General features: G+C 70.7%; 27 protein-coding genes and 2 riboswitches. Of the genes, 11 read left to right on the top strand and 16 right to left on the bottom strand.

All coding sequences use genetic code 11. From position 1 onward, the window contains the following. Window positions 1-95 precede the first annotated feature (95 nt). The 6 genes from ACIA5G_RS04960 to ACIA5G_RS04935 all read right to left on the bottom strand — a co-directional run bounded on the left by ACIA5G_RS04960 (window position 96) and on the right by ACIA5G_RS04935 (window position 4,715). The gene (locus ACIA5G_RS04960) at window positions 96-761 is read right to left on the bottom strand and encodes a DUF4190 domain-containing protein (protein WP_395920888.1); all 666 of its coding nucleotides are present in this window, start codon (window positions 759-761) and stop codon (window positions 96-98) included. Window positions 762-1,012: 251 nt separating this feature from the next. Then, window positions 1,013-1,897 (bottom strand): hypothetical protein, encoded by an 885-nt coding sequence (locus tag ACIA5G_RS04955; protein ID WP_395920887.1) that lies wholly within the window; start codon window positions 1,895-1,897, stop codon window positions 1,013-1,015. Continuing rightward, the gene (locus tag ACIA5G_RS04950; RefSeq protein WP_395920886.1) at window positions 1,894-2,370 is read right to left on the bottom strand and encodes a DUF6932 family protein; all 477 of its coding nucleotides are present in this window, start codon (window positions 2,368-2,370) and stop codon (window positions 1,894-1,896) included. The genes ACIA5G_RS04955 and ACIA5G_RS04950 overlap by 4 nt, the downstream gene beginning before the upstream one ends. A 57-nt stretch (window positions 2,371-2,427) precedes the next feature. Then, on the bottom strand, window positions 2,428-2,835 hold the full coding sequence (locus tag ACIA5G_RS04945; protein ID WP_395920885.1) for a hypothetical protein: 408 nt from the start codon (window positions 2,833-2,835) through the stop codon (window positions 2,428-2,430). Between the two features lie 19 nt (window positions 2,836-2,854). Continuing rightward, complete coding sequence (locus ACIA5G_RS04940; RefSeq protein ID WP_395920884.1) at window positions 2,855-3,601, bottom strand: OmpA family protein; 747 nt, start codon at window positions 3,599-3,601, stop codon at window positions 2,855-2,857. A 301-nt stretch (window positions 3,602-3,902) separates the two neighbouring features. Then, window positions 3,903-4,715, bottom strand: coding sequence for an SGNH/GDSL hydrolase family protein (locus ACIA5G_RS04935; protein WP_395920883.1), 813 nt, complete (start codon window positions 4,713-4,715; stop codon window positions 3,903-3,905). A 266-nt stretch (window positions 4,716-4,981) separates the two neighbouring features. On the opposite strand from ACIA5G_RS04935, the gene ACIA5G_RS04930 reads away from it, so the two are divergent. Beyond that, window positions 4,982-5,644, top strand: a complete 663-nt coding sequence (locus ACIA5G_RS04930; protein WP_395920882.1) for a DUF3159 domain-containing protein — start codon at window positions 4,982-4,984, stop codon at window positions 5,642-5,644. Window positions 5,645-5,745: 101 nt separating this feature from the next. Here the strand turns inward: ACIA5G_RS04930 and ACIA5G_RS04925 are convergent, their stop codons facing one another. Next, window positions 5,746-6,711: an N-acetylglucosamine kinase gene (locus tag ACIA5G_RS04925; protein ID WP_395920881.1), complete on the bottom strand. Its 966-nt coding sequence runs from the start codon at window positions 6,709-6,711 to the stop codon at window positions 5,746-5,748. Then, complete coding sequence (locus ACIA5G_RS04920; protein ID WP_395920880.1) at window positions 6,708-7,754, bottom strand: SIS domain-containing protein; 1,047 nt, start codon at window positions 7,752-7,754, stop codon at window positions 6,708-6,710. Before ACIA5G_RS04920 ends, ACIA5G_RS04925 begins: the two co-directional genes overlap by 4 nt. Window positions 7,755-7,902: 148 nt before the next feature. On the opposite strand from ACIA5G_RS04920, the gene ACIA5G_RS04915 reads away from it, so the two are divergent. Both ACIA5G_RS04915 and ACIA5G_RS04910 read left to right on the top strand, forming a co-directional pair. Further along, a complete protein-coding gene (locus tag ACIA5G_RS04915) occupies window positions 7,903-8,658 on the top strand; it encodes a GntR family transcriptional regulator (RefSeq protein ID WP_395920879.1) in 756 nt (251 codons plus the stop codon). Window positions 8,659-8,719: 61 nt separating this feature from the next. Beyond that, complete coding sequence (locus ACIA5G_RS04910) at window positions 8,720-10,240, top strand: MFS transporter (protein WP_395920878.1); 1,521 nt, start codon at window positions 8,720-8,722, stop codon at window positions 10,238-10,240. Between the two features lie 109 nt (window positions 10,241-10,349). Here ACIA5G_RS04910 and ACIA5G_RS04905 read toward each other — a convergent pair whose 3' ends face one another. Beyond that, window positions 10,350-11,297, bottom strand: a complete 948-nt coding sequence (locus ACIA5G_RS04905; RefSeq protein WP_395920877.1) for a threonine/serine dehydratase — start codon at window positions 11,295-11,297, stop codon at window positions 10,350-10,352. A 146-nt stretch (window positions 11,298-11,443) separates the two neighbouring features. Between ACIA5G_RS04905 and ACIA5G_RS04900 the strand changes: the two genes are divergently transcribed. Next, window positions 11,444-12,178: a hypothetical protein gene (locus tag ACIA5G_RS04900; protein WP_395920876.1), complete on the top strand. Its 735-nt coding sequence runs from the start codon at window positions 11,444-11,446 to the stop codon at window positions 12,176-12,178. Window positions 12,179-12,240: 62 nt separating this feature from the next. On the opposite strand, the gene thiE is transcribed toward ACIA5G_RS04900, so the two are convergent. Next, window positions 12,241-12,900 carry a thiamine phosphate synthase gene (thiE, locus tag ACIA5G_RS04895; RefSeq protein WP_395920875.1) on the bottom strand — a complete coding sequence of 220 codons (660 nt, stop codon included), beginning with the start codon at window positions 12,898-12,900 and terminating at the stop codon, window positions 12,241-12,243. Between the two features lie 31 nt (window positions 12,901-12,931). Continuing rightward, window positions 12,932-13,037: riboswitch (TPP riboswitch) on the top strand. Here thiE and thiO point away from each other — a divergent pair. From thiO to ACIA5G_RS04875, 4 genes are all read left to right on the top strand, one after another. Beyond that, entirely contained in the window at window positions 13,031-14,104 is a 1,074-nt protein-coding gene (thiO, locus tag ACIA5G_RS04890) for a glycine oxidase ThiO (RefSeq protein WP_395920874.1), read from the top strand. Its footprint overlaps the riboswitch before it by 7 nt. Continuing rightward, window positions 14,104-14,304: a sulfur carrier protein ThiS gene (gene thiS / locus ACIA5G_RS04885; protein WP_395920873.1), complete on the top strand. Its 201-nt coding sequence runs from the start codon at window positions 14,104-14,106 to the stop codon at window positions 14,302-14,304. The genes thiO and thiS overlap by 1 nt, the downstream gene beginning before the upstream one ends. A 1-nt stretch (window position 14,305) precedes the next feature. Beyond that, entirely contained in the window at window positions 14,306-15,064 is a 759-nt protein-coding gene (locus ACIA5G_RS04880) for a thiazole synthase (protein WP_395920872.1), read from the top strand. A 97-nt stretch (window positions 15,065-15,161) separates the two neighbouring features. Further along, a complete protein-coding gene (locus ACIA5G_RS04875) occupies window positions 15,162-15,596 on the top strand; it encodes a MarR family winged helix-turn-helix transcriptional regulator (protein WP_395920871.1) in 435 nt (144 codons plus the stop codon). Here the strand turns inward: ACIA5G_RS04875 and ACIA5G_RS04870 are convergent. Then, window positions 15,593-16,396, bottom strand: a complete 804-nt coding sequence (locus ACIA5G_RS04870) for an ion transporter (RefSeq protein WP_395920870.1) — start codon at window positions 16,394-16,396, stop codon at window positions 15,593-15,595. The two genes, ACIA5G_RS04875 and ACIA5G_RS04870, sit on opposite strands and share 4 nt — an antisense overlap. Before the next feature lie 59 nt (window positions 16,397-16,455). After that, window positions 16,456-17,283: a bifunctional hydroxymethylpyrimidine kinase/phosphomethylpyrimidine kinase gene (gene thiD / locus ACIA5G_RS04865; RefSeq protein ID WP_395920869.1), complete on the bottom strand. Its 828-nt coding sequence runs from the start codon at window positions 17,281-17,283 to the stop codon at window positions 16,456-16,458. A 110-nt stretch (window positions 17,284-17,393) separates the two neighbouring features. On the opposite strand from thiD (ACIA5G_RS04865), the gene ACIA5G_RS04860 reads away from it, so the two are divergent. Both ACIA5G_RS04860 and ACIA5G_RS04855 read left to right on the top strand, forming a co-directional pair. Continuing rightward, window positions 17,394-18,404, top strand: a complete 1,011-nt coding sequence (locus ACIA5G_RS04860) for a phosphatidylinositol-specific phospholipase C domain-containing protein (protein WP_395920868.1) — start codon at window positions 17,394-17,396, stop codon at window positions 18,402-18,404. 154 nt (window positions 18,405-18,558) lie between these two features. Beyond that, the gene (locus tag ACIA5G_RS04855; RefSeq protein WP_395920867.1) at window positions 18,559-20,070 is read left to right on the top strand and encodes an alkaline phosphatase family protein; all 1,512 of its coding nucleotides are present in this window, start codon (window positions 18,559-18,561) and stop codon (window positions 20,068-20,070) included. A 33-nt stretch (window positions 20,071-20,103) separates the two neighbouring features. On the opposite strand, the gene thiD (ACIA5G_RS04850) is transcribed toward ACIA5G_RS04855, so the two are convergent. The 4 genes from thiD (ACIA5G_RS04850) to ACIA5G_RS04835 form a co-directional block, all read right to left on the bottom strand. Continuing rightward, window positions 20,104-20,907, bottom strand: a complete 804-nt coding sequence (gene thiD / locus ACIA5G_RS04850) for a bifunctional hydroxymethylpyrimidine kinase/phosphomethylpyrimidine kinase (RefSeq protein WP_395920866.1) — start codon at window positions 20,905-20,907, stop codon at window positions 20,104-20,106. Further along, the gene (gene thiC / locus ACIA5G_RS04845; protein WP_395920865.1) at window positions 20,904-22,553 is read right to left on the bottom strand and encodes a phosphomethylpyrimidine synthase ThiC; all 1,650 of its coding nucleotides are present in this window, start codon (window positions 22,551-22,553) and stop codon (window positions 20,904-20,906) included. Before thiC ends, thiD (ACIA5G_RS04850) begins: the two co-directional genes overlap by 4 nt. Beyond that, a riboswitch (TPP riboswitch) is annotated at window positions 22,547-22,668 on the bottom strand. Its footprint overlaps the gene before it by 7 nt. 48 nt (window positions 22,669-22,716) lie before the next feature. After that, on the bottom strand, window positions 22,717-23,628 hold the full coding sequence (locus tag ACIA5G_RS04840) for a S1C family serine protease (RefSeq protein WP_395920864.1): 912 nt from the start codon (window positions 23,626-23,628) through the stop codon (window positions 22,717-22,719). 90 nt (window positions 23,629-23,718) lie between these two features. Then, window positions 23,719-23,895, bottom strand: a complete 177-nt coding sequence (locus ACIA5G_RS04835; RefSeq protein ID WP_395920863.1) for a hypothetical protein — start codon at window positions 23,893-23,895, stop codon at window positions 23,719-23,721. Between the two features lie 181 nt (window positions 23,896-24,076). Between ACIA5G_RS04835 and ACIA5G_RS04830 the strand changes: the two genes are divergently transcribed. Beyond that, window positions 24,077-26,248: a glycoside hydrolase family 15 protein gene (locus ACIA5G_RS04830; RefSeq protein ID WP_395920862.1), complete on the top strand. Its 2,172-nt coding sequence runs from the start codon at window positions 24,077-24,079 to the stop codon at window positions 26,246-26,248. Window positions 26,249-26,270: the final 22 nt, after the last annotated feature.

The following is a 26,270-nucleotide window of genomic DNA, read 5'->3' as shown; positions in this document are numbered from 1 at the left end:
CGCGGGAAACCGCGCCCGGGGCCGGGAGCCGCCAGGAGCGGCTCGTGGCGGCCCGGCCGGCCGAGATGGGGGTAGGCCGGCCGGTCGTCAGGCCCTCAGCCCACGTTGGCCGTGCAGAGCGCGATGGTCGTCCCGCTGTTTTCCGCGACCTTCTTGCCGTCGACGAGAATGGAGCAGGCAATTTCGTTGTTGGTCTGCGAATCGCGGGTGTCCGCGGTCAGCGTCAAAAGGTACGAACCATTGTTGTAGGACGCCTGGCCCTGCCACGCGTCGGTGCTCGCGGGCGCGTTTTCCGTGCGCTGGTCCGAAAGGCTGCCGTAACGCACGGTCGCGCCGCCCGCGGAGGTGACCTCGAAGACCACGGTGTGCTTGTCCCCGGCCACCGCGGGCAGGTGCAGCCCGCTCGTGCCGGCTCCGGCGAAGGTCGAGTACAGGAGCATCCCGCCCGCCGCGAGCAGGGCGACGACCGAGACGGCGGTGCCGGTGATCGCCAGCCCGCGGTCGCCCACGGCGCCCTTCTTGACCTGGACCAATCCGACGATCGCGAGGATCAGCCCGAGTCCGCCCAGCGGCCACGCGACGAACTCGACGTCCGGGACGAAGGTGACGACCAGGGCGGCCACGCCGAGCAGCAGGCCGACGATCGCCAGGATGTTCCGGCCCGGCCTCGCGTTCGCTTGACGACGCTCCGTAGCCGTCACCGGCGGCGCCGGCCGGCCGTGGCGCGCGGTGGTCGGCGGGTACTGCGGGTCGGTCATCATGCGGGCCCCTTCGGGTGGGAGTGCGACGACGTTAACCCATAAGTGTGGCCCAGAACGAAATTGTTACATTCTGGAAAAAGTCATTGTCCCACCATTTCACGCCGGGTATCGGGATTTCCTGACATCGCGCGCAGGGTGTGACCAGGTGATCAATGGAAAGAATATCGGAGTTCCCACTGTCGGACACCGCTGTCGAGCCTACGACGAGTGTCGGTGCCGTCGCTCCCGGCGAAAGTCGCCTACCGGACCCATCAGTCGAAAAGGCTCACTTCGGGCGTGATCTCGAGCAGTTCGAAAACGGGACGGCCGCGGCGGCCGTCGATCGTCGTCGCGCGCACGACCCGCAGCCGCGCGGTCACCGGGCGGTCGAGGTTTTCCTTGAGCTTGTCGAGCAGGTCCGGCGCCACCGCGCCTTGGATGGTCCCGCCGCCCTCACGCTCGAGGTAGAAGATCCGGCGCCGGGTGCGGACGCCGTCGAGCCGGCCGCTGACCGTCTCGTAGCCGACCGCCTCGCGCGATTCACGGAGGCTGCCCTGCAGGATCCGCGCCTGCTCGGTCGTCATGCTGCGGGTGAGCTGCTCGCCCGACGTCGGCGTCAGCGCCATCCCGATGCCGGCGTTCTTCGCGACGGCGTTGACGATGTCGCTCACCGCGTTGCGGACGGTGTCGCGCTGGAGCAGCACGGCGTCGAGCGCGCCGTCGTCCGAGCCGTTCGCCGGCAGGAAGTCGCACAGCTCCTTCACGGCCCGCTCGGACAGCGTCTCGATGCCGTCGACGATCAGCGCGTCATCGACCGATTCGAGCTCGGGGAAGCCGAAGAAGATCGCGTTGCCGGCCTGGCCGCGCTGGATCAGCGGCGCCTTGTCGCGGTCGGCCTGCTGGACGATGGTCACCTCGCCGGAGGGGTTCCGGATGATGTGCCCGATCTTGGCGGTCGCGTCCTGCAGGGCCCGGCTGATGTCGGAGAAGGTGTAGGCGTCGATGCTCTGCTCGCCGATCACCGAGACGTGCAGCAGCGGCGAGCGGGACGTGCGCTCGAACTTGGCGTTCGCCGCCATCGCCGACGCGCGCGCCAGGTCGTCGAGCCAGGTGCCGCCCGGGATCTCGTCGGCGATGCGCCGGAACTCGTTCCTCACCAGATCATCTCCGGGTAACCCCGGCCCCCTTCGGCCCAGACCTCGGCCCACACGTCCTCGTCGCCGGGGCGGCAGAGGAAGCCGTCGAGCATGCCGCCGACCGGCTGGACCTGGTCGAGGTACATCGCGGGCTGCCCGACGATCACGCCGCGCAGGGTGAGCAGGCCGTACAGCGCCGACCGGCCGGCGTCGTCGAGCCGCTTGAGCGCGCCCCACTCGTCCGGGATGAGGACGACGTCGAGGCTGCGCGGCGGGTGCGCGGTCCGGGTGATGAGCTCGCCGCCGATCCACGCGCGGCCGGTCGGCATGATCCGCCGGGCGACGCCGAGGTAGCTGTTGAGCGCGCTGAACAGGATCTCGCGGTCGTTCTGGTGCGGGGCGTCGAAGACCAGGCGTTCGTAGACGTCGGCGAGGTCGCCCGCGTGGCGGCCCGGGGGCAGGACCTGCTGGGATGTCCAATGGGGGAGCGCCACGTCACCCCCTCCTTGGCCCTCGCTCACAGTGCGTAGCCGAATTTACCAGGATGGGTGTCAGCTGCCGCGCCCAGGCTGGTGCGGCCACTGCGGGGTGGCCTCTTCGGACTCGGGCCAGGCCGGTTCCTCCTCGGTGGGCCAGTCCTCGGCCTGCGCCCCGCGCTGGGGCGGCAGCGGCAGCCGGCCCTCGCGGTGGCCGGCGGGCTCGGGCTCCTGGTCGTCGTCTTCGGCGGGGAAGCGGTGGTCGTCGGCGTGGCCGCCCTGCGCCCACGCGGCCGGGATGAACTGGGTCTGTTCGGCGGCGAGCGGCTCGGGCTCGTACCTCGGCTCGGGCTCGAATTCGGGCTCGAACTCGGGTTCGGGCTTGGGGCGTTGCGCGCTGCGCAGCACGAGCCACGACGTGAGCGCGCCGAGGGCGAAGGCGACGATCAGCCACAGCCAGATCTGCCCGAACAGCCACACCATCTGCTCACACCCCGTTCGCTCAGACGACCGTGATCTCGACGCGCCGGTCTTCTTCGCCGCCGGTGGCGGGCCGGCTGTCACCCAGCCCGCGGTAGGTGACGCGCTTGGTCGCCAGCCCGTTGGTGGTGAGGATCCGCGCGACGGCCCTGGCGCGGTCCCGGGACAGCTTCAGCGCGGCGCTCTCGCCACCGGGGCCGCGCGCGACGTGGCCGGAGACGCGGTACCGGAAGGTCGCCGGCGACTTGGCGAGGGCGATCGCGATGCCGCGGGCGGCCTGTTCGCCTTCGGGGGTCAGCCGGGCGGTGTTCGGCACGAAGGTGATCGGCGCTTCGGCGAGCATCCGGTCGAGCTCGGCCTGCACACCGGCCTTGTCGGTCGGCGGCGGCGCGGTCGTGCTGGAGGTCGGCGGCGGGGTTGTGCCCGGTGGCGGGGTCGGGCTCGAGGTCGGGCTCGGGCTCGGGCTCGGGCTTGGCGCCACGGGGGTGACGTCGCCGTCGACCTTGGCGGCCCGCACCCCGTCGACACCCTGGACGATCTCGAGCGCGCGGAGGGCCTGGCCGGGCGGGAAGCCGCTGAGGGTCGCGTCCCGGCCCTCGAAGCTGACGTTCCCCTGCGGAAGCCCGGCGGCTTCGAGCGCGCTCTGGGCGCTCGAGACGAGTTCCCGCTGGATGCGCCCGGCCTGCGCCCAGGTGGCGACCCCCGCCAGCAGCGCCGTGACCAGCACCGCGAGCGGGACCATCAGGATCCAGCGCCGGCCCCCGGACATAAGGGGACTGTAAGCCGGGTGACGCGGGTTGGCGAGCCGGGAAAGGGGTGGTCGTCCACAAGTTGTCCCCAGGCGAGTCGACATGTGGACAACTGGCCGGGTTGTGGTCGGTTCGGCACGTTCTGTCAGAAGGAGGCGGTACGCTGGATGCGGGCAGGCCCCCAGGGAGCGGCGGGGTAGGTCTGGTGGGGGCCCGGGGGATTTTCTTCGCAGCTGAAATCCGTGAATGTCACGTTGAGGGACTCAGAGTCCCTCGATGTGCCATTCACGGACCGTGGCACGGACCGGGGGGCGAGGAGGGTCAGCTGGCCTGCTGCTGAGCGCCGTCCGGCACCTCGAGCACGTCCATCGGCACGAACGGTGCCAGCTCGGGCCGCTTGGGTGACAACCCGTCGCCCATCGACTCGCCGCGCAGCTGCCGGCGGATCCAAGGCAGCAGGTGCACCTTCGTCCACGTCAGGTCCGAGCGCCGCGAGTCGATCCAGCGGGACGGCACCTCTTCCACGGGCCACGGCTCACGCCAGTCGCGCTCGACCGGGATGCCCAGGACCTCCGCCGACTTCAACGCGATGCGGCGGTGGGCGTCCGAGGAGAAGTGGAGGCGGTCGTCGCTCCAGGCCCGGCGGTCGTGGAGGGGGCCCATCGCCCACAGGTCGACCACGCGCGCGCCGTAGCGCTCCGCGATGGCCCACAGGTGGGTGTTGTAGATGGCCACCTTGCCGCGCAGGACCGACATCACCGACAGCACCTTGGTGTCGGGGCCGTTGAACATCAGCACCGGGATCCCGGCGGCGCGCAGCCTCGCGACGCCTTCTTCCAGGCGCTCCGCGACCGCGTCGACGTCCGCGCCCGGCACGATGATGTCGTTGCCGCCGGCACAGAGCGTGACGAGATCGGGTTTCAGCTCGAGGGCGATCGGCAGCTGCTCGTCGAGGATCTCGTCGAGCATCTTGCCCCGCAGGGACAGGTTCGCGTACTGGAAGCCGGGCCGCCCGCCCGCCAGGATCTCCGCCAGCCGGTCGGCCCAGCCCCGGAAGGAGCCGTCCGGCAGTGCGTCGTTGAGCCCCTCGGTGAAGCTGTCACCGAGCGCCACATAACTGTCGAATCCGTACACGTTGGGTCCCCTTCCCATCCTGCGACCGACACTCCCCGACATGTAGTTGTACACCCCAACTAATCATCGGGGCCGCCCCCCACTGTCCCTCGGGTTCAGCCTGCGGTAACAGTGTCTTATCTTGTCGGCCTTCTGCGCTTCTGTATTACGCAGTCTTCACCTTCGGTATGCCGTGAAACGGCACACTCGAAGGCAAACCCGGCACCCGATGTGGCGAAAATCTCCCTGCTCGGTGCCTCGACGGCGTGATCCGGCAGGCTGGAGGCGTGTCCGGAGAACCCCGTGAGTCGCTCGCGCAGATCCTCGGCGGCCGCCGGGGTGCGCTCGACGCCAGCATGCCGCCCGTCGGCTTCGTCGCCGGCTGGCTCGCGGCCGGCCAGTCCATCGGGTGGGGCGCCGGCGCCGCCATCGCGGTCACCGTGGTGCTCGGCGGCTACCGGATCGCCCGCGGCGGCAAGGTCCGCGCCCTGGTGGTCAGCCTGGCCGCCGTCGTCGCGGCCGCGCTGATCGCCCTGCACACCGGCCGCGCCCAGGACTTCTTCCTGCTGCAGTTGATGTCCAATGTGGCCAGCGCACTGCTGTGGGCGGCCAGCATCGTGATCCGCTGGCCGCTGCTCGGCGTGGTCGTCGGCCTGATGCTCGGCCAGAAGGCGCGGTGGCGGCGTGACCCCGTGCTGCTGAAGGCGTACTCGCGGGCCAGCTGGGTGTGGGTGTTCGGCCAGTACACGCTGCGCGTCGTCGTTTACGGCCTGCTGTGGTGGTCCGGCCAGGTGATCGCGCTCGGCGTGGCCCGCACGGTGCTGTCGTGGCCGCTGGTCGCGCTGACCGTCGCGGTGAGCGGCTGGGTGCTCTACCGGGCGTTGCCGCCGGAGCACCCTGGTCTGCGTCTCGCCCCCGAAAGCAGCCCGGACGACGTACCCAGGACATAAGGCGGCCCCCGGCGAGGGGGGAGGGTCCGGGGGCCGTTGCCTACGGTACCCGGCCTACCCCGGTTCAGTCGACGTTTTGGCGTCTTCGCGACGCGTTTTGCTCAATTTTCTCCGGACGCAGGGCGGGGAGCCCCTTCGCCGAAGGCGTCCACGGCGGCGAGCCACGCCGCTCCCAGTACTCCATCGGAGCTGGTCAGCACCTCGAGACCGGACAAACCACGGCGTACCAGGCCACCCACCGGACTGTCCCCGGTGAGCACGGAACCGACCAGGACAACCGGGGTCGACTCGCCGGGTTCGCGCGCGGCGAGGGCGTTCGTGACCAGAAGTCCGGCCGCCCGCGAGACGATTTCCCGGGCCGCGGGCTCGCCGGCGTCGTTCGCCGCACTCACCAACGGGGCGAATCGGGCGAGCCGAACCGGCGCCTCGGCGTTGGCCGCCGTGATCAGCGCGCGCGACGCCGCCAGCCGCTGCGCGTCGGTCCGGACGTCCAAACCGGACGGTCCGAGCGCGGCGGCGAGCACCGCCGACGGCAAGCCGTCGAGGGGCAGGCCGCGCCCGAGAGCCTCCAAAGTGGAACGGACGGCTTCGCGGCCGAGCCAGAACGCCGATCCTTCGTCCCCGAGCAGCCAGCCGTAACCGCCCGCGGTGCCGGCCAGCCGGCGCTTGCGGATCCGGCCGGCGATCGACCCGGTGCCGGCGACGAGCACCGTCCCGTCCGGCGCCGACGTCGCGGACGCGTACGCCACTTCGGCGTCGGCGACGACCCGGACGACGCCGGTGAGCCCGACTCGTGCCCACGCCGCGTCGAACACCGCGGTGACCGCCGGGTCGCTCAACTTGCTGACCCCCGCCATGCCGACGACGCACGCCCGCACGGCGGCGGGGTCGTGCGCGCCGAGCGCCGCGGTGATCGTGTCGGCGATCCGGCCCGCGGCGACCTCGGGCGTGTGCGCGTTGGGGTTGGCGCCGCCGCCGCGCCCGGTGCCCAGCACGACGCCGGCGGCGTCGACCAGTGCGGCCCTGGTCGACGTTCCGCCGGCGTCGACGCCGATGGCGAAGCTCACCGGGTCTTGGTCACCTTCAGCAGGCCGCGCGGGCTGTCCGGGTCACCGCCGCGGGCGAGCGAAAGCCCGAGCGCGATCCGCTGGATGGGCAGGATCTCCAGGATCGGCGCGAGCTCCTCGACCGTCGGCGCGACGTCGATGCGCAGCGCCGCGGGCACCTCCGAGGCGGCCGAGCCGACCGCGAGGACGTCCGCGCCGCGCTTGCCGACGGCCTCGAGGACCTCGTGCATCGCCTGGCCGCCGTGCCCCTTGCTGGTCACCGCGAGCACGGCGGTCTCGCCGTCCACCGCCGCGACCGGGCCGTGCAGCAGGTCCGCGCCGCTGTACGCGCGGGCGGCGAGGTAGCTGGTCTCCGCGAGCTTGAGCGAGCCCTCGAGCGCGCTCGCGTAGGAGTAACCGCGGCCGGTGGTGAGGACGCGGTCCACGAAGCGGTACCGGTCGACGGCGCGCTGCACGCCCTCGGCGGCGCCGTCGAGGGTCTGCTGCGCCAGCTCGCCGATCTTCTCCGCGTCCGCCGCCTTGCCGCCGCGCACCGCGTCGATCAGCAGGTAGAGCGCCATCAGCGTGGCCGAGTACGTCTTGGTCGCGGCGACGGCCTTCTCGAGACCGGCGCCGATGTCGACACCGAGCTCCGACGCCGCCCGCAGCGGCGAGTCCGGCGTGTTCGTGACGGACACCGTCAGCGCGCCCTGGCGCCGCGCCGTTTCCGTCACCTCGATCAGGTCGGGTGAGCCACCGCTCTGGCTCACCGTGACGAACAGCACGTCCCGCAAATCCGGTCGCGCGCCGTACAGCGTCGCCGTGGACGGGGAAACAAGACCAGCCGGAAGGCCGAGCAGTACCTCGATCAGGTACTTCGCATACAACGCTGCGTGGTCACTCGATCCACGCGCGGCGAGCAAAGCGAAGCGCGGGGGCCGTTGTGAGATCTTTTCCGCCACCCCGGCGATTTCCGCCTGACGCTCGACCAGTCCCGCCAGGACGTCCGGCTGCTGGGCGATCTCCGCGGCCATGTGCTCGCCGGGCCGTTGTTCGGTCATCATTTTCCTCTCCACCTCCGGCATTATGTACCGGACTCAGGCGGCGTCGGTCAGGTCTAGACCAATGTTAGTGGGGCGGCGCGTTTGGGGAAAAGGGTACGTTTCTTACGGGGACGTGGCGTGTTATGAGGGAAGACATAGGGAGTCGGGCATGTTGGAGACCACCACCACGGGCGAGGCGGGCGCCGTCGCCGGGATGCGCGGGCAGCGCGAGCCCAAGTACTGGGCATTGAAACAGCACCTCCTCGACCTGCTCGACGTGCTTCCGCCCGGATCGCCGATCCCGACGGAACGCGCGCTCGCCGGGGAGTTCACGGTCTCCCGCACCACCGTGCGCCAGGCGCTGGCCGACCTGACCGCCGAGGGCCGCCTGCACCGTGTGCAGGGAAAAGGCACCTTCGCGGCCGAGCCGAAGCTCGCGCAGCGGCTGCAGTTGTCGTCCTACACCGAGGACATGCGCCGGCAGGGCCTGAAGCCGTCGTCGAAGCTCCTCGAAGTCGAAGAGCTGCCGGTCGAGGGTGACCTCGCGAAGCTGCTCGGAATCCGTACTGGTGCGAAAATTCTTCGCCTTCGACGGCTTCGACTGGCGGACTCGCAGCCGATGGCGCTGGAGACGACGCACCTGCCGCTCGGCCGATTCCGCGGGCTGCGCAAGCACGTCTCGACCGGTGGGTCGTTGTACGCCGTTCTACGCGAGCACTACGGGGTCGAACTCGAGCGCGCGGAAGAAACGATCGAGACGTCGCTCGCGGGACCGCAGGAAGCGGAGATGCTCGGCGCGGACGTCGGCATGCCGGTGCTGATGCTGACCCGGCACTCGTTCGCGACCGACGGCAAGCCGGTCGAGTTCGCCCGGGCGATCTACCGCGGCGACCGGTACAAGTTCGTCACGACGCTGCTGCCGTAGGCGGCCGCGCGCCCGGGACCCCGCGGTTGACGGGGGTCTCCGGGCACGATGGAGTGAGCACGTGACAGCCACCGAAGACACCGGGATCCGGTGGGGCACCGGGGCGGCCCGGGGCGTGCTCGCCACCACCATCCTCGGGTCCGGCATGGCGATGCTCGACGGCACGATCGTCAACGTCGCCCTGCCCCGCATCGGCGCCGAGCTGAACGCCTCGGTCGCCGGCCTCCAGTGGATCCTCGACGGCTACCTGCTGGCCCTCGCCGCGCTGATCCTGGTCGCCGGCTCACTCGGCGACCGGTACGGCCGGCGGCGCATGTACCTGATCGGCGTCGTCTGGTTCGGCGTCGCCTCCGGGCTGTGCGCGGCCGCGACGTCCACCGAGATGCTCGTCGCGATGCGCATCCTGCAGGGCATCGGCGGCGCGCTCCTCACACCCGGGTCGCTCGCGATCCTCCAATCGTCCTTCGCGCACGACGCGCGCGCCCGCGCGATCGGCGCCTGGTCCGGCCTCGGCGGCATCGCGGCCGCCGCCGGGCCGCTGCTCGGCGGCTTCCTCGTCCAGGTCTGGTCGTGGCGGCTGGCGTTCCTGATCAACGTGCCGATCGCGGTCGTCGTGGTCCTCATGGCCCGCCGGTTCGTCCCCGAATCGCGCGACCCGGACGCGACCGGCCACCCGGACTTCGGCGCGGCCGCGCTCGGCGCGCTCGGCCTCGCCGGGGTGACCGGCGCGCTGGTGGAAGCGCCGGCCCGGGGCATCGGCGACCCGATCGTGCTGGTCGCGGGTGTGCTGGGGATCGCCGGGCTCGCCGCGTTCGTCTTCGTCCAGCACCGCTCCGCCGAGCCGCTGGTGCCGCCGTCGCTGTTCCGCGACCGGACGTTCACCCTGGCCAACGCGCTGACCTTCGCCATGTACGCGGCGCTCGGCGGCGTGATGATGCTGCTGGTCATGCAGCTGCAGGTGTCGCTGCACTACTCGCCGACCGCGTCCGGCCTGGCCGGGCTGCCGCTGACGGTGATCATGCTGCTGCTTTCCGGCCGCTCCGGCGCACTCGCCCAGCGCATCGGCCCGCGCCTGCAGCTGGTCGTCGGACCGATCGTCGTCGGCATCGGGATGCTGCTGATGCTGCGCATCGCACCCGGCGCGTCGTACCTCGGCACGGTGCTGCCCGCGGTGGCGGTGTTCGGGCTCGGCCTGGCGACGGTCGTGGCCCCGGTGACCGCGACGGTGCTCGCCGCGGCCCCGGACCGCTACGCCGGTGTCGCGTCCGGCGTCAACAACGCGATCGCCCGCTCGGGCGGCCTGCTGGCGGTGGCGGTGCTGCCCGCCGCGGCCGGGCTGACCGGCGAGGCGTACGCGGACCCGGTCGCGCTCACCGCCGGCTGGCGGATGGCGCTGGTCATCTGCGCGGCACTGGCGATCGCGGGCGGGCTGATCGCGCTGGGCATCCACAACGGCGTCCTCGCGCCGCCGACACCACCGCCCCCGGCCGCGGACGAGTCCCCCCACCTGGGCAAGTGCTACAGCTGCGGCGTCGAGGGCCCGCCGACCCACGTCCGCAGCGGCACCTCCCCCTCCCCCTGACCCGGCCCATACGCCCCAATGTGGCGTTGGGTGCGTTGGACGCACCCAATGTGGCGTTCGGTGCGTCAGATGCACCCAACGCCACATTGGGGCGCTCGGGGCCGCCGGCTCAGGCGAGGATCTCGGCGAACAGCGCCGGGTCGGTGTTGCCGCCGGAGACGATCGCGACCGTGCGTCCGGTGGGCAGCTCGGCCGCGTGGTGCAGGTACGCCGCCGTCGTCACCGCGCCGCTGGGTTCGGCGACCAGCCGGGCCTTTTGCGCAAGCGTGCGCACGGCGTCGCGGATCTCGTCTTCGGTGACCGTGACCATGGCGTCGACGACCTTCCGCAGGTGGGCGAAGGTCAGCTCGGACGGCTGCGCACGCAGGCCGTCGGCGATCGTGCGGGCGCGGTCGGCCATCGGCCAGTCGACCTGACGGCCCAGGCGCAGCCCCTCGGCCGTGTCGCCGGCCAGTGCCGGCTCGACGCCGATGACCTGCGCCCGCGGGCAGCACGCCTTGATCGCGACACCGACGCCGGAGGCCAGCCCGCCGCCGCTCACCGGCACCAGCACCACCTCGACGTCCGGGAAGTCCTCGGCGATCTCGAGGCCCACAGTGCCCTGTCCGGCGATGATGGCCGCGTCGTCGTAGGGCGGGACGAGGGTCAGCCCGCGTTCGGCGGCCAGTTCGTGCGCTTTGGCCTCGTGCTCGCCGATCGGCACCTCGATCACCTCGGCACCGTACGCGCGGGTGGCCTCGACCTTGATCCGCGGCGCGACGTCCGGCACGACGATCACCGCGGGCACGCCGTACCGCTGCGCGGCGTACGCGACCGCCTGCGCGTGGTTGCCGCTCGAGTACGCGATGACACCGCGGGCGCGCCGCGCGTCGTCGAGGGTGCCGATCGCGTTGAACGCGCCGCGCACCTTGAACGCGCCGATCGGTTGCAGGCTCTCGGGTTTGAGCCACAGGTTCCCGCGGGGATCCCACGTTTGGAGCAGTAGCGGCGTGCGCACGGCGGCACCTTCGACGCGCTTCGCGGCGGCCTCGATGTCAGAGATCGTCACCAATTCCATCTGCTTAGTATGTCAAGAAAGTGTCTGGTTTGACCTGTCCATTGTGGACAGTGAGAGTGGTGCTCCTCACGCCGTGGCAACGCGGGGAGTTTCCCGCGCGCCTTACACGTTGGACAGGGGAGAAGACTTACTACCGGATCGGGATCATGAGCAAGGAGAACGCAGCGGCTTCCGAAGCGAAGGAAGAAAAGTCGGGTCTGCGCATCGCGCAGGTGATGGCGGCGGCGCTGGCGGCGGTGACGGCAGCGCTGCTGGGGTCGACACTCGGCGTGGCGGGCACCGTGGTCGGCGCGGGTGTGGCGAGTGTGATCACGACGGTCGGCGGCGAGATCTACCTGCGCTCGCTGCAGCGCACCCGCGAGGCCGCGCTCAAGGCGCGGCAGCTGGCGACGTCCGGGATCCGCCGGCGCGGCGGGCCCGGTTCCGAAGTGGCGCTGACCGAGCAGCCGACGGTCCAGTTGCCCCGTCCCGAAGACGGCCCGCCCCCGGAGGAGCCTTCGCGACTGCGGAAACTGCGCTGGCCGTTGATCATCGGCACCAGTGTGGCGGCGTTCGCGGTGGCGATCCTGGCGATAGTCGGCGTCGACGCGGCCACGGGCGGCCGCGTGGCGGGCGGCACGGGAGCCGGCATCGGCAAGATCTTCGGCGGCGGCGGGGCTCAGACGGACAAGACTCCGTCGACCACACCTTCGACGTCGACCGAGGACACCCAGAACTCGCCCACGCCGAGCACCGAGACGACGACGGAGACGTCGGCCCCGCCGACAACCTCGACGGACTCGCCGACGACCACCCCGACCACGCCGAGCACAACGGCCCAGCAGCCGACGACCTCGGCTCCGCCCACCAGCCAGGGCGCGGCGTCCACCCCGACCCCGTAACTGCCACGAAGGGCACCTTCAGGGACATATGAGCCCTGAAGGTGCCCTTCATGGCATTCGAATCAGGGGAGGCGGGCCCGCAGCTCGCGCGCCGCGGCCGCCGGGTCTTCGGCCTCCGTGATCGCCCGGACCACCACGATCCGCGACGCCCCCGCCGCCAGCACCTCCGGCAGCCGCGGCAAGTCGATCCCGCCGATCGCGAACCAAGGCCGCGAAGGCGCCGAAGCCGCCGTTGAACGCACCAGGTCCAGGCCAGGCGCCGAGCGTCCCGGCTTCGTCGGCGTCGGCCAGCACGGACCCGTGCAGAAGTAATCCACTCCCGCCTCCGAAGCCGCCGCCGAGGCTTGCGAAGCCGAATGCGTCGACCGCCCGATCACCACGTCGTCACCGAGGATCCGCCGGGCCAGTGGCACCGGGATGTCGTCCTGGCCCAGGTGGAGCACGTCCGCGCCGACCGCCAGTGCCACGTCCGCGCGGTCGTTCACCGACAGCAGCGCTCCGTGGCGCTCGCACGCCTCGGCCAGCACCTCCAGGGCCGCGATCTCGCCGGCGGCCTCCAAAAGACCGGTCTTGTCGCGCAGCTGGATGATGTCGACGCCGCCGGACAGGGCCGCGTCGGCGAACGAAGCGAGGTCACCGCGGGCCGTGCGGGCGTCCGTGCACAGGTACAGGCGCGCGCTGTCGAGGCGGGCGCGGATCTTGTCACCGGAGAGGGCGGGCATAGCGGCGACCGTACCTCGCGAGCTAGGGTGGACGGGTCCGCACGGGAGCCCGAGGCACGGGCTGAGAGGGAGCTGCCGCTCCGACCGTGGAACCTGATCCGGGTCATGCCGGCGCAGGGAGCGTGATCCCATGACGAACCTGGCAGTGGTGGGCGGCGGCGTGATCGGCCTCGCCGCCGCGTGGCGTGCGGCCGGCCGCGGCCACCCCGTCACCGTCTACGACCCCGAGCCCGTCCGCGGCGGTGCGTCCTGGCTGGCCGGGGGCATGCTCGCCCCGGTCACCGAGGCCTGGCCGGGTGAGGAAGACGTGCTCATCCTCGGCGAGGAGTCGCTCAGGCGCTGGCCCGGCTTCGCGAGCGACCTCGCGCAGGAAGGCGTCGACCCGGGCCTGGCGGCACACGGGACGCTCGTCGTCGCGTTCGACAGCGCCGACGCCGGGCACCTCGACATCCTCGCCGGTTACCTGCACTCGATCGGCCGCGTGGCGGAGCGGCTCACCGGCCGGGAGGCCAAGCGGCTCGAACCCGGGGTCGGGTCCGTCCGAAGTGGACTCCACGTGCCCGGCGACCTGGCGGTGGACAACCGGAAACTGCTCCACGCCCTGTACGCGGCCTGCCAGAAGCGAGACGTCCGGTTCGTCCGCGAGCGGGTCGGAAGCATCCCGGACGCCGAGGCCGTCGTGCTCGCGGCGGGCGCCTGGACCGGACGATTGCACCCGCAGCTCGCCGACGCCGTCCGCCCGCTCAAGGGTGAGATCCTCCGGCTCAAACCGCGTCGCGGCTGCCTGCCGCCGCCCACGCACACCGTGCGGGCCGTGGTCGAGGGCCGGCCGATCTACCTCGTCCCGCGCGGTGACCAGGAGCTCGTCCTCGGCGCCACCCAGTACGAGGCGGGCTTCGACAAGGCTGTCACCGCCCGCGGCGTGCGTGAGCTGATCGAGGGCGCCGAACGCGTCTTCCCCGCGATCACCGAGTACGAGCTGGCCGAGACCGCCGCGGGCCTGCGGGCCGGCAGCCGGGACGCGCTGCCGTACCTCGGCGTCCTGGACGACGGCGTCTTCGCCGCGACCGGGCACCACCGCAACGGCCTGTTGCTGGCCCCGGTGACCGCGGACGCCGTGGTCGCCTGGCTCGAGGGTGAGAAGCCGCCCGAAGGCGTCGAAGCGGCTTCGCCCGCCCGCCTGCACCAGAAGGAGCACGTGTGATGGAGATCAAGCTCAACGGCAAGTGGACGGAGTTCCCGGACGGCGCCACCGTCGCCGACGTCCTGGACGCCACCGGCGGACAGCGGCCCGGGATCGCCGTCGCGGTCGACGGCGTCGTCGTCCGACGCGGCGACTGGCCGGCCACCCCGGTGCCCAAGGGTGCGGGCGTCGACGTGCTCACCGCGGTCCAGGGAGGCTGAAGTGGACGAAGAACCGCTGGTCATCGGCACCGCCAAGCTGACGTCCCGGCTGATCATCGGCACCGGCGGCGCGGCCAACCTGGCCGTGCTCGAGCGGGCGCTGGTCGCGTCCGGCACCGAGCTGACAACCGTCGCCATGCGCCGCGCCGACGCCGAAGGCGGCTCCGGCGTCCTGGAACTGCTCCGGCGCCTCGGCATCGAGCTGCTGCCGAACACCGCGGGCTGCCGCACGGCCGCCGAAGCCGTGCTGACGGCACAGCTGGCGCGCGAGGCGCTCGGTACCGATCTCATCAAGCTCGAGGTGCACGCCGACGACCGGACGCTGCTCCCGGACCCGTTCGAAACCCTCGACGCCGCCGAGCGGCTGGCCGCCGACGGGTTCACCGTGTTCGCCTACACGAACGACGACCCGGTGCTCGCGCTGCGCCTGGAGGAGGCCGGCTGCGCCGCGGTGATGCCGCTGGGCGCGCCGATCGGCACCGGCCTCGGCATCCGGAATCCGCACAACATCGAGCTGATCGTCTCGCGGGCGGGCGTGCCGGTGATCCTGGACGCCGGAATCGGCACCGCGTCGGACGCGACGCTGGCGATGGAGCTCGGCTGCGACGCCGTCCTGCTGTCCACGGCGGTCACCCGGGCGGCGGATCCCGAACGGATGGCCGCGGCGATGCGGGCGGGTGTCGTCGCCGGCCGGCTGGCCCGCGAAGCCGGCCGCGTGCCCCAGCGCTTCTGGGCGCAGGCGTCGAGTCCACCCCGGTGAACACGGTGCCTTAACACCGAACGTGCACCGCGAACCCGTAAGGTGGACGGCACTTTCCGGCGCAGCCGCGGCGGGGTGAAGGCAGAAGGAGCCAGCCGTGACCAGCACCTCGGTCCAGGACGTCTCGGGCAGGTTGTACCTCGCCGTGGGCAGGCTGTCCCGGTCATTGCGGCAGGCCGGTGTGCCGGGCCCCGGCCACGGCGCCATCTCGGCGCTGGCGACGCTGGCGATCTCCGGGCAGATGCGCCTCGGCGACCTCGCCGCGAAGGAGGGGGTCGCCGCGGCGACCATGTCGCGGATCATCGCGTCCCTGGTCGAGGCGGGCTACGTCAGCCGCGAGTCCGACCCGGTCGACCGCCGGGCCTGGCTGGCGAAGGCCACCGAAGAGGGCGAGCGGCTGGTGTCCGGCGTCCGGTCGACGCGGGTGCAGGAGCTGAACCGGCGTCTCGACCGGCTGTCGCCCGAACACCGCGAAGCGCTGACGGCGGCGATCCCGGCGCTCGAGGCGCTGATCGCCGACGAAGACCGCTAAGCCGCCTTCTGGCGCAGTTCGGCGAGCTCCGCGCGAAGCGCCCGGAGCTCGTCAAGGATCTCCTGGTTCGCGGCGGCCTGGGTTTCGGCCTGCTTCGCCTCTTCCTCGCGGATGTCCTGGCGCAGCTCGTCCTCCATGCCGCTGACCACGACGGCGATGAAGAGGTTCAGCACCGCGAAGCTCGACACCAGGATGTAGACGACGAAGAAGATCCACGCCATCGGCGCCTGGACCATGATGTCCTTCGCGATGTCCGGCCACGCTTCGCCGGTCATCACCTGGAACAGCGTGAACAGCGACGTGCCGAGGTCGCCGAAGTTGTCCGGCGAGATGACGCCGAACAGCTTGGTGGCCATCACGCCCGCGACGAAGATGATCAGCCCGAGCAGCGCGGCGATCGACGCCATGCCGGGGATCGCGGCGAGCAGGCCGGAGACGACCTTGCGCATGGACGGGACGACGGAGATCAGCCGCAGCACCCGGAGCACGCGCAGCGACCGCAGCACCGCGAACGGCCCGGTCGCCGGGATCACCGCGATGCCGACGACCAGAAGGTCGAAGACGTTCCAGTTGTCGCGGAAGAACGCGCCGCGGTAGGCGTAGAACTTCGCCAGCAGTTCCGCGACGAAGATGCCCAGCGCGATGTGGTCGAGGGTGTGCAGGAGCGTCCCGTAACCGTCGATCAGCGACGTCGACGTCTCCATGCCGAGGGTCGCCGCGTTGAACACGATCACGGCGATGATGAAGTTCTGGAAGCGGCGGTCCTCGAGGAACTTCGCCACCCGTTCGCGCCCGGTCAAGGCCGTCCCCCGCTGTGGTCAAGGATGAGTAAACGAGGAAAGGGTAACCGGGCGGGTACTCACCGCTCTTCGGGTGCCAGCCGCCAGAAGGCCGAGACCGGGCCGACCTTGGCGCCCATCGGGTAGGCGTGCTCGACGGCGTGGGAGACGAACCACTTGCCGTAACGCGCCGCCTCGACCACGGACATTCCCTTGGCCAGGCCCGCGGTGAGGGCCGACGCCATCGTGTCGCCCGCGCCGTGGGTGTGCTGGGTCGGGTACCGCTCGCCCGGCAGCTCCACGAACGTCGAGCCGTCGAAGAGCAGGTCGACACACTCGGGGTCGGCCTGCAGGTGACCGCTCTTGACCAGCACGTACTTCGGGCCCATGCGCTGGAGCACCACGGCCGCGGTGTGCATGCCTTCGCGGTCGGTCACGGTCATCCCGGTCAGCAGCCGGACCTCGTCCAGGTTCGGGGTGAGCACCGTCGCGCGCGGGAGGAGTTCGTCGCGCAGGGCGTGCAGGCCGGCGTTGTCGAACAGCGGGTGGCCGTGCATCGACGCCGCCACCGGGTCGACGACGAACGGGATCTTCTCGTCGCGGCCGATCTCCGCCTTGTCACACGCGGCCGCGACGGCGTTGATGATCTCCGCCGACGCCAGCATGCCGGTCTTCGCCGCGCCGACGCCCATGTCCGCCGCGACGGCCTCGATCTGCCCGGCCACGATGTGCGGCGGCAGGTCCGCGCGGTCGTGCACACCCAGGGTGTTCTGCACCGTGACGGCGGTGACCGCGACCAGGCCGTGCACACCGCAGGTCAGGAACGTGCGCAGATCCGCCTGCAGCCCGGCGGCGCCGCCGGAGTCCGATCCGGCGATGGTCAACGCCGTGGGAGGGCTGGTGGTCATTCTTTTCCCGACTTCTGGTCTAGGCCAATCGGCCGCTTTTCCTTCATGAGCAGTCAACCACGGTGGCACATTGTGTGAGCTACTCACCAGTTACGGGCGAAGGAGCCTGGATGAAGCTCTTCTCGGTGGTACTCCTCACGGCCGCTCTCGCGCTCTCCGGGGCGACCGCCGCCCACGCGGACGGCCCGAAGCTCTCCCACGTCACGACCGTCGGCGTGCACAACACGTACGACCCGGCGGCCTACGACTACCTGGCCCGGGCGCTGGACGCCGGCTCGTCGCTGATCGAGCTGGACGTCTGGCCGGACTTCATCACCCACGAGTGGAAGGTCAGCCACTCGAACCCGTTGGGGAACAACAACAACTGCGTTGCGGCCACCTCGGCGTCGCAGCTGTACAGCGGCGGGAAGAACAAGAACCTGGAGTACTGCCTCGACGACATCCGGATCTGGCTCGCCGCCCACCCCGGGCACACGCCGATCACGCTCAAGCTGGAGATGAAGACGGGCTTCTCGGACAACACCGGCATGGGCCCGGACGAGCTGGACGCCACGTTCCGCTCGCACCTGGGCAGTGTCGCGTTCCGTCCGGCCGAGCTGCTCGGCAGCTACGGCACGCTCGACGACGCGGCCAAGGCGGACAACTGGCCGTCCGTGGACGCGTTGCGGGGCCGGGTGATCACCGAGATCATCCCGGGCACGGTGGAGGAGCAGAACCCGACCGACACGCTGAAGACGGACGTCGAGTACGCGCGGTACCTGGTCGGGCTCAAGAACGCGGGCCGGCTCGGGGACGCGAACATCTTCCCGACCGTGCACGGCGCGGCCGGCGGTGACCCGCGGGACAAGTACACCGCCGACCTCAAGCCGTGGTTCGTGGTCTTCGACGGCGACGCGAACGCGTGGGTCACCCAGACCGGGCCGTGGTGGTACGACGCCAACCACTACTACGTCGTGATGACCGACGGCCAGAACGTCGCGCCGGCCATCGACGCGCACAACCCGACGGTCGACCAGGCCAACCAGCGTGTTGCCGACCTGGCGAAGCAGCACGCGTCGGTGGTCACTTCGGACTGGACCGGGCTGACCACGGTCCTGCCGCAGGTCCTGGCCCGGGGCTGACGCCCGGCCGACCGGCCTCGAGCTGCTCGACGAGGCCGGTCGGCCCGCCGCGGTCCGCTGATGGCTCGCCGGGTTTCGCCGGCCGTTCACCTCCTGGACGAGCACGCCTCCTAACCTCCGGATAACTCATCCGAACCAATTTCCTGGAGGACTCGTGCGGAGACTGTTCTGCCTGGTCACGGCGCTGGTAGCGGCCGCGGGGCTGACCACCGGCGTCGCCGAAGGGGCCGCTAAAACGCCCAAGGTGCTCGTGATCGGGCTCGACGGCACCCGGTTCGACAAGCTCCTGGCGGCCGACACCCCGAACGTGCACGCGCTCGTCCGGCGCGGGTACTCGTCGCGCAGCTCGCTGTACGGCAGCGGCATGGCGCCGACGCTCAGCGGGCCCGGCTGGTCGTCGATCCTCACCGGCGTCTGGCCGGACAAGCACCTGGTGAAGGACAACGCGTTCACCGGCAACAACCTCGCCGCCCACCCGAGCTGGCTCGCCCGGGCCGAGACGGCGAACCCGGCGCTCGACACCTACGCCGCGGTCGACTGGAAGCCGATCGGCGACCAGATCCTGCGCACCGGGCAGGACCGCAAGTACGTCCTGGACGGCGACACCGCGGGGTACGAGAACACCGACCCGCAGCTCGCCGCCGACGCGGAGAAACACCTGAAGCAGGACAAGGCGGACGCGTCGTTCGTCTACTTCGGAGAGACGGACGAGGCCGGCCACGCCCACGGCGCGGATTCGCCGGAGTACGCGGCGACCCTGCGCTCGGACGATGCGTACCTCGGACGGCTGATGTCGGCGATCAGCTCGCGATCCTCTTATGCCACCGAAGACTGGCTGATCATGCTGACCACCGACCACGGCCACACCGGTCCCGGTGGCCACGGTGGTGACAGCCCCGAAGAGCGCATGACGTTCGTGATCGCGGCGGGTGGCGCGGTGCCGCCGGGGACACCCGCGGTGGCACCGAAGATCGTCGACATCGCGCCGACGGTGTTGCGGCACCTGGGAATTCCGCTTTCCCTGGACGGCTACGCCCTGGGCTCCCTTCCTGCGGATCCGTTCGACTCGGCGGTCTTGAAGTCGCGTGTGGACGAAACCGGCGTCCCGGCGTCGGTGCTCGGCTGGACGCACGACGCGCCGTCGGGCTGGACCGTCCGGAATGCGGCCGGGATGCCGGCCGGGGTGACGGAGTGGCAGGGCTGGGCGTTCACGAACGACGACTTCTGGACGCGCACCGCGCCCGGCCAGGAGCGGGAAGCCAACGTGCGCTCCCGAGGTGTGTTCGCGGTGGCCGACCCCGACGAGTGGGACGACAAGGGCTCGCCGTCGGCGAAGGGCACGTTCGACTCTTCCCTGATCTCGCCGTTGTTGCCGGTGACCGGTAAGTCCACTGTGGACGTCGGGTTCGTCTCGCACTACCGCCAGGACGGCACCCAGCGCGGCGCGCTGACGGTGTCCTTCGACGGCGGCGCGGAGAAGCCGGTCCTGGCGTACGGTCCGGAGACGTCCACGGCCAACAAGGGCGGCGATGTGCTGTCCCAGCCGACAACCACGTCGGTCGCGGTCCCGGCGGGTGCGACTTCGGCCCGCTTCACCTGGCGCCTGTACGCGGCGGGCAACAACTGGTACTGGGCGGTCGACGCCCCGCGCCTGACGACCCGCTGATCCCGGTCGTGAGGGGTGGCCCGGGGGCACCCCTCACGACTGCGGCAGCACCCAGAACGGCGAAACCGGGCCGACCCCGGCGCCCAGCGGGTAGGACTCCGCCACACACCGCTCGATGAACTTCTTCCCCGCCGCGACGGCATCCGGCACCGACGCACCCTTCGCCAGCGACGACGTGATCGCCGACGCCAGCGTGTCGCCGCCGCCGTGGGTGTTCTCCGTCCGGTACCTCGGCCCGCTCAGCGACAGGAACGAATCGCCGTCCGACAGCAGGTCGACGCACTCCGCCGTGCCCGCCATGTGACCGCCCTTGACGAGGACCCAGCGGGACCCGAACGCCAGCAACGCCTCGGCCGCCGCGCGCTGGGAAGCCGCGTCCACGACGGAAATGCCCGTCAGCAACCGGACTTCGTCCAGGTTCGGGGTGATCAGCGTCGCGCGCGGGAACAGCTCCGTGCGGATCGCCTCCAGAGCGTCCTCGCGCAGCAGCGCGTGGCCCGTCATCGACGCCGCCACCGGGTCGACCACCAGCGGGAAGTCCAGGCCGAGCTCGTCGAGCGTCTTGGCCACCGCGCGGATGATCTCGGCGTTCGCCAGCATCCCGGTCTTGGCCGCGTTGACACCCATGTCGGACGCCACCGCCTTGATCTGCGCGGTGACGACGTCCGCCGGGATCTCGGTGAAACCCTGCACGCCCAGCGAGTTCTGCACGGTGACCGCGGTCAGCGCGACCAGCCCGTGCACCCCGTTCGCGAAGAACGTGCGCAGGTCCGCCTGGATGCCCGCACCACCGCCGGAGTCGGATCCGGCGATGGTGAGGGCGGTGGGCGGAGTCACGGTTGCACCACGGGCAGGTAGACCTTGTTGCCGGCGTCGGAGAACTCCGCCGACTTCTCCGCCATGCCGGCCTCGATGGCCTCCACAGTGGACAGACCGTGCTCTTCGGCGTACTTGCGGACGTCCTGCGTGATCCGCATCGAGCAGAACTTCGGCCCGCACATCGAGCAGAAGTGCGCGGTCTTGGCCGGCTCGGCGGGCAGCGTCTCGTCGTGGAACGAACGCGCGGTGTCCGGGTCGAGCGAGAGGTTGAACTGGTCGTTCCAGCGGAACTCGAACCGCGCCTTCGACAGCTCGTCGTCCCACTCCTGCGCGTACTGGTGCCCCTTGGCCAGGTCGGCGGCGTGCGCGGCGATCTTGTAGGTGATCACGCCGGTCTTGACGTCGTCGCGGTTCGGCAGGCCGAGGTGCTCCTTCGGCGTGACGTAACACAGCATCGCCGTGCCGTACCAGCCGATCTGCGCCGCGCCGATGGCCGAGGTGATGTGGTCGTACCCGGGCGCGATGTCCGTCGCGAGAGGACCGAGGGTGTAGAACGGCGCCTCGCCGCAGAGCTTTTCCTCGAGCTCGACGTTCTCCTTGATCTTGTGCATCGGCACGTGGCCGGGGCCTTCGATCATCACCTGGACGTTGTGGGAACGCGCGATGTGGGTCAGCTCGCCGAGGGTTTCGAGCTCGGCGAACTGGGCGCGGTCGTTGGCGTCGGCGATCGAGCCGGGGCGCAGGCCGTCGCCCAGGGAGAACGTGACGTCGTACTGCCGCAGGATCTCGCAGAGTTCCTCGAAATGCGTGTACAGGAACGACTCCTGGTGGTGCGCGAGGCACCACGCGGCCATGATCGAGCCGCCGCGGCTGACGATCCCGGTGACGCGCCGCGCGGTCAGCGGGATGTAGCGCAGCAGCACACCGGCGTGCACGGTGACGTAGTCGACACCCTGCTCGCACTGCTCGATGATGGTGTCGCGGTAGACCTCCCACGACAGCTTTTCCGGTTCCCCGTCGACCTTTTCGAGCGCCTGGTAGATCGGCACGGTGCCGACCGGGACCGGCGAGTTGCGGACGATCCACTCGCGCGTCTCGTGGATCCGCTTGCCGGTGGAGAGGTCCATGATCGTGTCGGCGCCCCAGCGGGTCGCCCACACCATCTTGTCGACCTCTTCCTCGACCGACGACCAGACGGCCGAGTTGCCCATGTTGGCGTTGATCTTCACCAGGAAGTTCTTGCCGATGATCATCGGTTCGGACTCGGGGTGCTTGCGGTTGACCGGGATCACCGCGCGGCCGCTCGCGACCTCGGTGCGCACGAACTCCGGCTCGACACGCTCGCGGGCCGCGATGTACTCCATTTCCCGCGTGATGACACCCTGTTTCGCCCAGCCGAGCTGGGTGTTGTGCTCACGCCCGTCGGCCCAGCCGGCCCGCAGCCGGTGGAGTCCACTGTGGACGTTGATCTCGGCATCGGGATCAGTGTACGGGCCCGAAGTGTCGTAGACGTCGAAGTGTTCGCCGTTCGAGAGGTCGATCCGGCGTGCCGAAACCCGAAGCCCGGATTCGGTCTGGTGGTACACCTTGTGCGATCCGGTGATCGGACCCGTGGTGACGGAGACGTGCTTCTTTTGGGCAGCAGAGCTTTCCAGCGTTGTCAACGACTTTCACTCCCTACGCCGGCATTACCCGGTCAGGTTCATGCGGTCGGTGACGCCTGCGAAACGCAAGTCACCCTCTCAGCCCGCCATGGCGCGAGCTCCCGCGTTGGTGTTGTGCCTCCGACCATGCCACGCCGGGGCGACATACTCAAGTCCGCTCACCTCACCCGACCAGTTCGGCGGGTGTCGCGTAGACGTCGACCATGGCTCCGTTGCGCAGCACGGTGATCGGCAACGGGGTGCCGATCACTTCCGCGAACAGCTGCCGCTGGATGCCCTGCGCGTCCGAGACGCGGGTGCGCCCGACGGTCAGCACGAGGTCGCCGGCTTTGAGACCCGCTCGGTCCGCGGGCCCGCCGGAGACGACTTCGTGCACCCGGAGCCCGGCGCTCTGGCCGGTGCGCTCGGCGATGTCGTCCGGCAGCGGCGCGGGCACGCCGACGACGCCGAGGTACGCCCGCCGCACCCGGCCTTCGACGACGAGCGTGTTGATGATCCGCCGCGTCGTCGTGTTGATCGGCACCGCGAGCCCGAGCCCGAACCCGGCGACCGCGGTGTTGATCCCGATGACCCGGCCGGCGGAGTCCGCGAGCGCACCGCCGGAGTTGCCCGGGTTGAGCGCGGCGTCGGTCTGGATGACGTCTTCGATCACGCGCCCGGCGCGGCCGTGGCGCACCGGGAGAGCTCGGCCCAGCGCGCTGACGACGCCCGCGGTGACGGTGCCGGAGAAGCCGAGCGGGCTGCCGATGGCCACCACGAGCTGCCCGACGACGAGGTCGTCGGCGTCCCCGAGCTCGGCGGCCGACGGCGTCTCGCCGCGCGCCCGCAGCACGGCGAGATCGGACAGCGGGTCGGCGCCGATGACGTCGAAGGGCACCTCGCTGCCGTCGGCGAAGGTCGCGACGCCGTTTTGGTTCCCATCAACGACGTGCGCGTTGGTGAGCAGGTGGCCGTCGTCGGCGAAGACGACCGCGGAGCCGCTGCCGCGCCCGAGCTGGACCCCGGCGACGTGCGGGGTGACGGTCTTCGCGACCGTGCTGACGGCGCGCGAGTAGGCGTCCATCGCCTCGTCCATGAATGCACCTCGATTACACCGTTGCAGGTAATACAAGTCTGCGCCTGGAAAGGCGGGAAGTCCGTTCGCCGAACGAGAACCCGGTGCGGCTCAGGGCAGGTAGGTCCCGTTCTGGTCGCCCAGGTGGGGGTCCGGTGGGAGGTCCCGGCGGGCTTCGCCCAGGCCGCCGGCGATGCGCTTCCCGCCACGGCGGCGGTCCCTCAGGTCGACCAGAACGGCGACCGCCAGCAGCGCCACGACCACGATTCCCAAGACGATCCAGGTCATTTGCGCCCCCTCCGTCGCCTCCAGCGTAAAGCGGGGAGCGCGAGGCACCTACGGATCGACCGTGACCGGACCAGTGACGGTCAGTGGTTCACCGGATCGGACCATGCGCCGGTGAAGGATCGGCGAGAGACTTCCAGGCGCTTCTGTAACGGTGCAGAAGCGACTTTTCTGTGGGGTTGATATGCGCAAACTCATGTTCGGCGCCCTCGCCGGGCTGCTGGTCACCGGCTTGATCCCGGGGATCGCGGCGGCTCAGGGCGGCGGCGAGGCCCCCGGTGCGCCCGGGGCCCATCCCAGTTGGCTGCCCGCGAACAAGACCGGTTTCGGCACCGCTCACAACCGGTCCAGCAACGTCTGGTTCACCCTCCAGGGTGGCCAGATGTCCGAGGTCTACTACCCGGACCTGTCCACGCCGAGCGTCCGTTCGATGAACTTCGTCGTCACGGACGGCCGCAGCTTCGCCGTCACCGACTACAGCGCGAAGTCGCAGCAGGTCCGACGGACCGACGACGACAGCCTGACCTACGAGCAGACCATCACCGACGACCAGCACCGCTGGCGCCTGCGGAAGACCTACGTCACCGACCCGGCCGCCACGACGGTGCTGGTGGACGTCGACTTCCAGTCGCTCACGGGGCGGCCGTACCAGCTCTACGCGGTCGCCGACCCGGACCTGACCAACGACGGCTCCGACGATTCGGCCACGCGCAAGGGTGACGCCGTGACCGCGCAGGACGCCACGAACGCCGCCGCGCTGACCGCGAAGCCCGCCTTCACGAAGACCAGTGTCGGCTACGCGGGCGCGTCCGACGGCAATACCCAGCTTGCCAAGACGTTCAAGCTCGCTACCTACAACAGCGCCACCAAGGGCAACGTCCTGCTGACCGGGCAGACCACGGCCGACGGTCTCCGGAACCGGCACGTCACCCTCGCGCTCGGTATGGGCGCGAAAGCCGCCGACGCGCTCGGCAACGCGCAGGCGTCGCAGCGACGCGGCGTCCGCGACATCACACGCGCCTACGACCGTGGCTGGGACCAGTACCTGCGCGGGATCAGCAAACCGCCGTCGTCGCTGAAGACCGACGCCGAGCGTGACCTCTACAAGGCGTCGATGCTGACGCTCGCCGCGAGTGAGGACAAGCACCACCCGGGCGCCTTCATCGCGTCGCCGAGCATGCCGTGGCGGTTCGGGAACAACGACCCGGAGTGGTCGCCGTCCGGCACCTACCACCTGGTCTGGCCGCGTGACCTCTACCAGATCGCGACCGGCCTGGCCGCCGGCGGTGACACCGGCGCCGCGAACCGCGCCGTGAGCTACATGTTCGGCACGCAGCAGCAGGCCGACGGGCACATGCCGCAGAACAGCCGGGTGGACGGCGTGCCGTACTGGACGTCGATCCAGCTCGACGAAACCGCTTTCCCGATCGTGCTGGCCCAGCAGCTCGGGCGCACCGACGTGTGGCCCGGCGTGCGCAAGGCGGCCGAGTTCCTGTTGTCCTACAAGGGTCCCAACGGCCAGGCGTCGCCGTGGACCCAGCAGGAGCGCTGGGAAGAACAGGACGGGTGGTCGCCGTCGACCATCGCTTCGGTGATCGCGGGGCTCGTCTGCGCGGCGGACCTCGCCACGCACAACGGCGCTCCGGCGGACGCGGCCCGCTACCTTGCCGCGGCCGACAAGTTCAAGGCCGACCTGCCCAAGCAGACGATCACCACGAACGGGCCGCTGTCGAAGGACCCGTACTTCGTCCGGCTCACCAAGGACGGCAACGCCAACGCCGGCACGACGTACAACCTCGGCAACTCGAGCGTCACGATGGACCAGCGCGCGGTCACCGACGCCGGGTTCCTCGACCTGGTCCGGCTCGGCATCTACCGCGCCGATGACCCGGTGATCAAGAACAGTGTGCGCGTCACGGACAAGGACATCGCGTTCACCACGCCGACCGGCCAGTTCTGGCACCGGTACACGAAGGACGGTTACGGCGAGCAGGCCGACGGCTCACCGTGGGACTACACGTTCCCGGCCGAGAGCCGCACGACGTTCGGCCGGCTGTGGCCGCTGCTCGCCGGCGAGCGCGGCGAGTACGAGCTGACGCTCGGCGACCCGGCGTCGGCCGCGCGGCGGCTGCGTGACCTCGGCCGGGTGAGCAGCTCGGCGGAGACCATGCCGGAGCAGGTGTGGGACGAGAACCCGCCGTCCGGTCAGACCGGGTTCCCGGCCGGGACGCCGAACAACTCGGCGACGCCGCTGGCCTGGACGCACGCGCAGTACGTGCGCCTGGCCTGGGACGTCAAGGCGGGCTCGACGCTGGAGACGCCTCGCGTGGTCCGCTGCCACTTCCTCGGCTGCTGAGTCTCAAACGCCCCAATGTGGC

It is taken from the genome of Amycolatopsis sp. NPDC051758, from assembly GCF_044453095.1.
GTDB lineage: Bacteria > Actinomycetota > Actinomycetes > Mycobacteriales > Pseudonocardiaceae > Amycolatopsis.
Note: the sequence above shows the minus strand (reverse complement) of the source record. Positions and strands in the feature narration are given on the sequence as shown.

Excerpts from the sequence above, each read along its gene's own strand:
- thiD (WP_395920869.1), bottom strand. The coding sequence starts at position 17,283 with ATGACCACCAGCCCTCCCACGGCGTTGACCATCGCCGGATCGGACTCC.
- thiE (WP_395920875.1), bottom strand. The coding sequence starts at position 12,900 with ATGCCCGCCCTCTCCGGTGACAAGATCCGCGCCCGCCTCGACAGCGCG.
- ACIA5G_RS04835 (WP_395920863.1), bottom strand. The coding sequence starts at position 23,895 with ATGACCTGGATCGTCTTGGGAATCGTGGTCGTGGCGCTGCTGGCGGTC.
- thiO (WP_395920874.1), top strand. The coding sequence starts at position 13,031 with ATGACGAACCTGGCAGTGGTGGGCGGCGGCGTGATCGGCCTCGCCGCC.
- ACIA5G_RS04840 (WP_395920864.1), bottom strand. The coding sequence starts at position 23,628 with ATGGACGAGGCGATGGACGCCTACTCGCGCGCCGTCAGCACGGTCGCG.
- thiS (WP_395920873.1), top strand. The coding sequence starts at position 14,104 with ATGGAGATCAAGCTCAACGGCAAGTGGACGGAGTTCCCGGACGGCGCC.
- ACIA5G_RS04945 (WP_395920885.1), bottom strand. The coding sequence starts at position 2,835 with ATGGTGTGGCTGTTCGGGCAGATCTGGCTGTGGCTGATCGTCGCCTTC.
- ACIA5G_RS04915 (WP_395920879.1), top strand. The coding sequence starts at position 7,903 with ATGTTGGAGACCACCACCACGGGCGAGGCGGGCGCCGTCGCCGGGATG.
- ACIA5G_RS04830 (WP_395920862.1), top strand. The coding sequence starts at position 24,077 with ATGCGCAAACTCATGTTCGGCGCCCTCGCCGGGCTGCTGGTCACCGGC.
- ACIA5G_RS04960 (WP_395920888.1), bottom strand. The coding sequence starts at position 761 with ATGATGACCGACCCGCAGTACCCGCCGACCACCGCGCGCCACGGCCGG.
- ACIA5G_RS04940 (WP_395920884.1), bottom strand. The coding sequence starts at position 3,601 with ATGTCCGGGGGCCGGCGCTGGATCCTGATGGTCCCGCTCGCGGTGCTG.
- ACIA5G_RS04920 (WP_395920880.1), bottom strand. The coding sequence starts at position 7,754 with ATGATGACCGAACAACGGCCCGGCGAGCACATGGCCGCGGAGATCGCC.
- ACIA5G_RS04905 (WP_395920877.1), bottom strand. The coding sequence starts at position 11,297 with ATGGAATTGGTGACGATCTCTGACATCGAGGCCGCCGCGAAGCGCGTC.
- ACIA5G_RS04860 (WP_395920868.1), top strand. The coding sequence starts at position 17,394 with ATGAAGCTCTTCTCGGTGGTACTCCTCACGGCCGCTCTCGCGCTCTCC.
- ACIA5G_RS04900 (WP_395920876.1), top strand. The coding sequence starts at position 11,444 with ATGAGCAAGGAGAACGCAGCGGCTTCCGAAGCGAAGGAAGAAAAGTCG.